This window comes from Coprobacter sp. (assembly GCF_982436375.1).
Genome location: NZ_CEWDCG010000180.1, coordinates 1 through 6,316, shown reverse-complemented (window position 1 = coordinate 6,316; position 6,316 = coordinate 1). Strand labels below are relative to the sequence as shown.

General features: G+C 37.7%; 5 protein-coding genes. 1 reads left to right on the top strand and 4 read right to left on the bottom strand.

Annotation, left to right across the window (positions count from 1 at the left end; genetic code table 11):
* Window positions 1–51: 51 nt before the first annotated feature.
* Entirely contained in the window at window positions 52–603 is a 552-nt protein-coding gene (gene fic, locus AC1WHX_RS09730; RefSeq protein ID WP_227226100.1) for a protein adenylyltransferase Fic, read from the top strand.
* Between the two features lie 533 nt (window positions 604–1,136).
* On the opposite strand, the gene AC1WHX_RS09725 is transcribed toward fic, so the two are convergent.
* The 4 genes from AC1WHX_RS09725 to AC1WHX_RS09710 form a co-directional block, all read right to left on the bottom strand.
* Window positions 1,137–5,285, bottom strand: a complete 4,149-nt coding sequence (locus tag AC1WHX_RS09725; protein WP_272065152.1) for a Smc domain-containing protein — start codon at window positions 5,283–5,285, stop codon at window positions 1,137–1,139.
* Window positions 5,286–5,296: 11 nt separating this feature from the next.
* Window positions 5,297–5,695, bottom strand: a complete 399-nt coding sequence (locus tag AC1WHX_RS09720) for a hypothetical protein (RefSeq protein ID WP_155162338.1) — start codon at window positions 5,693–5,695, stop codon at window positions 5,297–5,299.
* Window positions 5,692–6,021, bottom strand: coding sequence for a hypothetical protein (locus AC1WHX_RS09715; protein WP_217803994.1), 330 nt, complete (start codon window positions 6,019–6,021; stop codon window positions 5,692–5,694). Before AC1WHX_RS09715 ends, AC1WHX_RS09720 begins: the two co-directional genes overlap by 4 nt.
* 20 nt (window positions 6,022–6,041) lie before the next feature.
* Window positions 6,042–6,316 (bottom strand): hypothetical protein (locus AC1WHX_RS09710; RefSeq protein WP_481229247.1); only part of this gene is annotated, 275 nt, incomplete at its 5' end.

Below are 6,316 nucleotides of genomic sequence, written 5' to 3'. Positions count from 1 at the left end.
GATTATTTGAAAGGTAAAGATTGATGAGATTAACATCAAAGTAGAATGAATATGAATACGAAAGAAATAGACAGATTAAGCCTTGTAAAAGCTCACGCTTTATTTGATACCGGCGATATAGACCGTATCGAGGTGGGGACGGTGAAGGGCTTATGTGACATACACCGGTATCTTTTCGACGGCTTGTATGACTTTGCCGGAAAAGTACGTAAACTTAACATATCAAAGGGGAATTTCCGCTTTGCCAACTGTTTATACCTTGATGCCATATTGCCAGTGATAGAGAACATGCCAGAAACGACATTTGACGAAATTATAGCGAAATACGTTGAAATGAACGTTGCACACCCGTTTATGGAAGGTAACGGACGATCTACCCGCATTTGGCTTGATATGATCCTAAAAAAACGTCTTTCCGTTGTTATTGATTGGCAGAGCGTCGATAAGGTTCTGTATTTACAAGCGATGGAAAGAAGCCCAATAAACGACCTGGAATTACGTACCTTATTGCGTCAGGCATTGACAGACCGTGTAAATGACCGGGAAGTGATATTCAAAGGTATCAATCAGTCGTACTATTATGAAGGGTATGAACCTGAATAAACTCGGTTCGGTACGTACCGAATTACCGAACCAATTACCAAACAAAAAATTCGGTATTCGGTACGTACTCTCCCTTATAGGGGAGTACCGAATACCGAGTTTTGCCACCGAATAAAAATAACAAACCCCGTTACCAGATCAAGACAGTAACGGGATTTTAGTAAAACGGCTTTATAAACACCAATGAATAACCTAAACACTAATACCATGAAAAACGTTATTGCAAATATAGGTAATTTATGGATAATATCGACAGAATGAATAAATAAAGCCCGGATTTGTCCGTTTTTCTCCCCTAATATCCAATAACGCCATCTTTTCTATACTCGTATTGCTTGCGAAAAGAAAGTGCCTGAAATCGCCCGTGTTAAGCCCGTGCGATCATAATCCACATTTGGAGCGTCAACCTGGAATTGGACTTATGTACATATTCCTTAGGGTAACCTTAGTGTTGTTTTACCCTTGCCGGAACCTTGACATATTTCTACCGTCCGTACAGGTACGAAAATAATATTCCTCGCCTTTATACCATTTTATCCAAACACATGTTTAGCACTTTGTTTTATTTCTTCCGTATTTGCGGCAATTTTAATATTGTTCTTAGCAATAGTCGTCGTCGCTTCTGCTACACTTTGGATGTCCATAGAACTCTCGACCTGCTTTGTTCGCATTTCGTCAATGATTGATTTTACATCATTTATTCCATTGACAATATTGGCAAATTCATTTTTCGGAAAAACGACATTTATACGGGATTCATAGCCTTCTATTGCAATAGCCCTTCCTTCTGCTGAAATATCTGGAAGATTATCAATTGATTTATTTCCACCAGCCAGGACCCCAGCTATCACTTCAAGAACAGAAGTCTGTTTTACAGACTCCTCTTTTATTTCTTCTCCGACCATCTGCAAGGCCGTAAATCGTCCATTCAATTCATTAACAGAATCTTGATCTGCAGCGAGTGAAGTTCCGAATGTTGAGGATTGCGAATATTTGTGGGAAAATATGTCAAAGCCTTTATCTGCTGCCAATTGCTGATACTGTTCTAATAACTTATTGGCTAATTCCTGTTGACTTATAGCATCCGATACAAGGCTATTTAAAATATCGGTCCATTGATCAAACTTTTGCTTATCCGACAATCCCGTATTTTGCATAACTTTCAACATTTCCTCTTGTGTTTTTTCCATCAAAGGGCCTAAAGTGACGGAATACACCATCTGTTTAGCCAACGTTTCCAACATACCGGAAACAGAATCAACAAACGACTTGGCCGCATCGGTCCCATTAGCAAATGCCTCAACAATCGTGTCCATCATGGTATTGCCCAGATCGCCAAATATATCAGATAAATAATCTTTTACCTCCTCAACAGCATCTTGATAAACCTTCCAATCGTCAGACATTTTTTGCAAATAATTCTGATTCTCTTCGCTTAATTTCTTGAAGGTATCCGACCCTATAAACTTTTCCAAAGCCTCCATATTTACGGAACCATCTTCGTTAAATAATTCCGGCACGGCATCTTTCAAAGATTGATATTTGGCATCCCTGAACCATGTAGAATGCCGAATCTGTATCTGCATGTTTGCTATGGAATCCTCCAATGAATCAAAAGTTTGACTTAGGTCTATGTCGAATGCTTTTGCTATTTTTTGCGAAATATTTTCATACACCTTTCTATTTGCAATATCATTGAGAGTCTCGTTATATTTTTGAAGAGCTTCCCTCGCCGCATCAATATTATTTTTGGCATTCTTCCATAAATCATTACCAAATATGGTATTGTGCTCGTCCGAACCGATACGAGCGTTTAATTTGGTTATTTCAAGTTCATGGTTCAATTTCGCCATTTCTTTCCGAAACTCGGCCATATAATCCGTTCTTTTAAACAGCCCGACAATTGACGTTGCAATTTTAAGTGCAGCGGATATGGCTGTAAGGATAACAGAGGCTTGCTCTACTTTGATTATTGCGGCCGTAGCACCCTCGGCGGCTCTTTTAGTGGCAATTGTAGACCAACTGGCCAGAGTAACAATACTATCAACCATTTGCAAGGTTGAAGAAGTAATGTTTCCTGCTGCTTTGATTATTTCTCCGATCGTACCACCTACAGTGTCCCCTATTTCTGTAAATTCTTGATCTACTTTTTGAAGAGTGCTATACAAATCTTGCCATTCCTTGACAGTTCTTTTTCCAGGTGACGAATTATTTTGTTTATTTCTGATTGAATTTTCTAATGTAGTAACCTGTGCACGAATTACCGCTAATTGTGGATCATTAGGATTTATCAGTTCCTGGCGTTGCAATTCTTCTTTTGCAAGCATCAGCATTTCCCGCAACTTTTCCAAACTTAGATTAGCAATATGATTCATCCATGCTTGAAATGAATCCTCACGCTGCGCAAATTCCAAATCAATGGCATCTAAGGTTTCTTTTCGTTGGTACTCTAATTCGTTTATTCGCTCCTGTGAGGCTCCGGCTTTCTCTAATGCATTTCTATCTTTGTTAAACTTTTTCTGGATCTCTAACCGCTTCGTTGTATAGTCCTGATATGTGGACAATAAATCTTTATAGTATTTAGCTAAGTCAGCACTTTGTCTTTTTATTGTCAACATTTCAACAACATCGAACATAGACGTATCGACAGATATAGAGGAAGAATCGAAAGACTGTTTTTTATAATTCGGATTTTGTTTGGCTTTCAAATCTTCTTTCGCTTCAAATATTTCCTTTTGTGTCTGGATATAAGATCGGATATATTCTTCTTTTTGCCTTTGTAAGGCTTGAAGCTCTTTTTTATTATTAAATTCCCTTTGAGCTTGTTCCTTATTAAATCCTTCATCCATAGCATTTATGCGCTCCTGTGCTGCTTGATTCTCTAATTCTATTTCTTTTTCAATCCGCTCAAGAGCATTTTTAGATATTATTTCTAATAACCGGTTTTTCTGATCGAAAACAGCATTTTCTTTTTTCGTCGATTTCCCGGTTATAGCTTCTAACTTTGCCTGCATCACTTTAATTTCATCCTCTATACGTTGGTATTCTTTAGGATCAACTACTTTTTCTAATTCCTGTTGCTTTTGAGTAATGGCGGCCTTTATTGCTCCGACAGAACCCTCTACCAATGAGTTTGTGAGTTCTATCCCTGCATTCTTTAGTTTTTCGGTTCCATCCTTTTCAGCTTCGATAACATCGTCTATCATCGCATTAAAAGAATCAAGGTATTTTTTCGCTTCTTCTTCTGTTGCTATTTTCTCTTTATTCTTTTCGAAAAAAGTAACTTTTTGGAACCCTCCATTAGCAGCACCAGCATAATTCCAATAGGAACGTGTACGTCCTTCAGGCATGGCCTCCGCTTCCCTCATCTTTTGGAGATACTTCACATATTCTTCGGATGCAAGTTTCATTATAGATGTAGACTTTGCTTTAGCAATAATGCTTTCAATAAACGCAGCTTTGCCTTTGATTAAAATATTTTCCGCCTCTTCTACAGAATTAACGGCGGCACCTAAACGATCAAAATCATCTTTATAGTCAAGGATATACTTTTCTTGTGCTTTGATATCTCCGCCTAACTTTTTCCAGCCAGCAGATAACTGCTCTAATGTGGCAATGACATTTCCAGACGTTACACTTACACTTTTATTAAACTCTTCTGTGGTCTTGTACGTTTCAGACAATGTTTTCTTTGCGTTAAATAACGATTTCGTCCATTCTATTATTTCCTTGTTGTATAAGGCTAAAACCGTTATTCCCGCCACTAATCCCGTTTGCCAATTAAAAATAGATGAAATAAGTTGTTTCCATACAGGTGTAGCCTTTTTATTTTCGGCGATAAGAGATTTGTATTCTTTTCTGGCTCGTTGTATTTCATCTGCCAGCATGGGCAAGTTGTTACCAATGGCCGATATGAACGTATTTAAGCCATACGCAAGGGATGGAAGTTCACGAGCTACTTGTTGAACTTGCACATTTAACCCATTCCAAGCAGAGGCGTAGTTTCCGACATTTCGCTGATACCGGCCGGTTGCTTGTTCCGCTACATTAAGCTCGTCATTCACTTTTTTTATTTGTGCAACCAGTTCGGCCCCTGTTGTTCCATTACGAAGGTCACGAGATATATTGTCATATTCATATCTCAAGTTTGACAATTGTGCACGGAGCGATTTTAAACTGCCCTCTTGGGCTTGACTTATTATTGCATTGTTTGCATACTCTTTTGATAAAGCACGCACCCCTTCGGATGTGATTTTCAATTGGGCATTCAATTCGGCCCATTTATTTATGTTTGCTTGACCTGATGCACCGTTTTTTTCCGCTTCACTCATCCTGTTAAATTCTTGAGTAAGCTCTTTCATTTGAGCTTTGATTCCATTTATAGAATCTGCATATTCTCTGAATGAATCACCTATTTCATCCGTAGATTTTCTGATTTTCTTGGAATCTTCTACCACTTTTTGGGATAAATCGATATGTGCCAAAGCGGTATTAATACTCAACAACTCCGATTTCATCCGCTTCATTTCGTTACTTGTATTTTCAAGCTCTGTTAACAACTTATTGAAATTAGGATGGCTTCTGCCAAGTTCGTTGAGAGTTTCTTTGAGTTCATTCACCCTTTTAACCAGCCTGTTGAACTTATTCAAGTCAAAGTCAATATTTATTTTTAATCCCGCCATACTCTTTTGTTTTATTTTGAAAATTCTTTTTCAGCATTGTTTTTAATGGAAATTGCCGGTTTTGATATTACATCAAAACCCTTTGATTCTACAAAAGACGCATATTCCATGCCATCAGCCAACATAATACCGTTTTGGGGTCTATTACCGTAAAGCAAAAGATTTTCCGTTTTTACTTTTGCCTCGTTATGTCCTGTTTCGGCTGGAACATACATATCTTCTATTTTACCGTCCAAAACAACCGCAGCACCCGGAGCACTGCGGAGGTTGTAAGTATGATTTTTATATTCCCCCTTGTCTTTCGCTTGTTGTACGCCTTCATGGGCAATATCAATCATCTTTTGTTTTAGTTCATCCCTTACGTCTTGAACAAACTTGTCAATGCCAGACAAATCAGATGTTATTTTCATTTTGAAATAGCTGCTAATTTTGATATCTGTTCTGTAATATTGGATAATTGTGCAATATCTCTCAATATATCTTCGTATTCAATAGAAAGGATATCTACAAGAATTTCCTTGCTGTCTTCTTTTAATTTGTCAACTAAAGATAAATCACCTTTTATAAAGCAAGAAAGGATTTTGCAGAGTCTTTCTTTGTCCAATTGTGAAAATATTTCCTTGAGATTATTCTCCTCCGGCAATTCTTTCAAATATTCCTGTGCAAGGCTTACATTTCTCACAGATGGGGAAATAATTTCATACAAAACACCTCCAATAGCTAATGATCTGTCCATATAATTTTATCTTTTAATGTTTAACTTCTATCAGGTAGGTCTTTCGCCCATTCCTCGGCCAAATCTTTCTCTGATACGTCGAAATCCTCTTTCCGATAGCGGATTCCCAAATGTTGACAAATGAACTTATTTTTTGCCTCGCTCATCAGCCTGTTTCGTGTTATCAGATCACCAACGTTATCAAGTTCAACCTTGTCCATGTTTCCAAAAAAATTAAGTCCAAATGTTGGGTTTTCCAATAATTCACGCTTAAAGTCGTCGAATGATTTTCTTTCTTCTGTAGTCATAATTAATT

Excerpts from the sequence above, each read along its gene's own strand:
- fic (WP_227226100.1), top strand. The coding sequence starts at position 52 with ATGAATACGAAAGAAATAGACAGATTAAGCCTTGTAAAAGCTCACGCT.
- AC1WHX_RS09725 (WP_272065152.1), bottom strand. The coding sequence starts at position 5,285 with ATGGCGGGATTAAAAATAAATATTGACTTTGACTTGAATAAGTTCAAC.
- AC1WHX_RS09720 (WP_155162338.1), bottom strand. The coding sequence starts at position 5,695 with ATGAAAATAACATCTGATTTGTCTGGCATTGACAAGTTTGTTCAAGAC.
- AC1WHX_RS09715 (WP_217803994.1), bottom strand. The coding sequence starts at position 6,021 with ATGGACAGATCATTAGCTATTGGAGGTGTTTTGTATGAAATTATTTCC.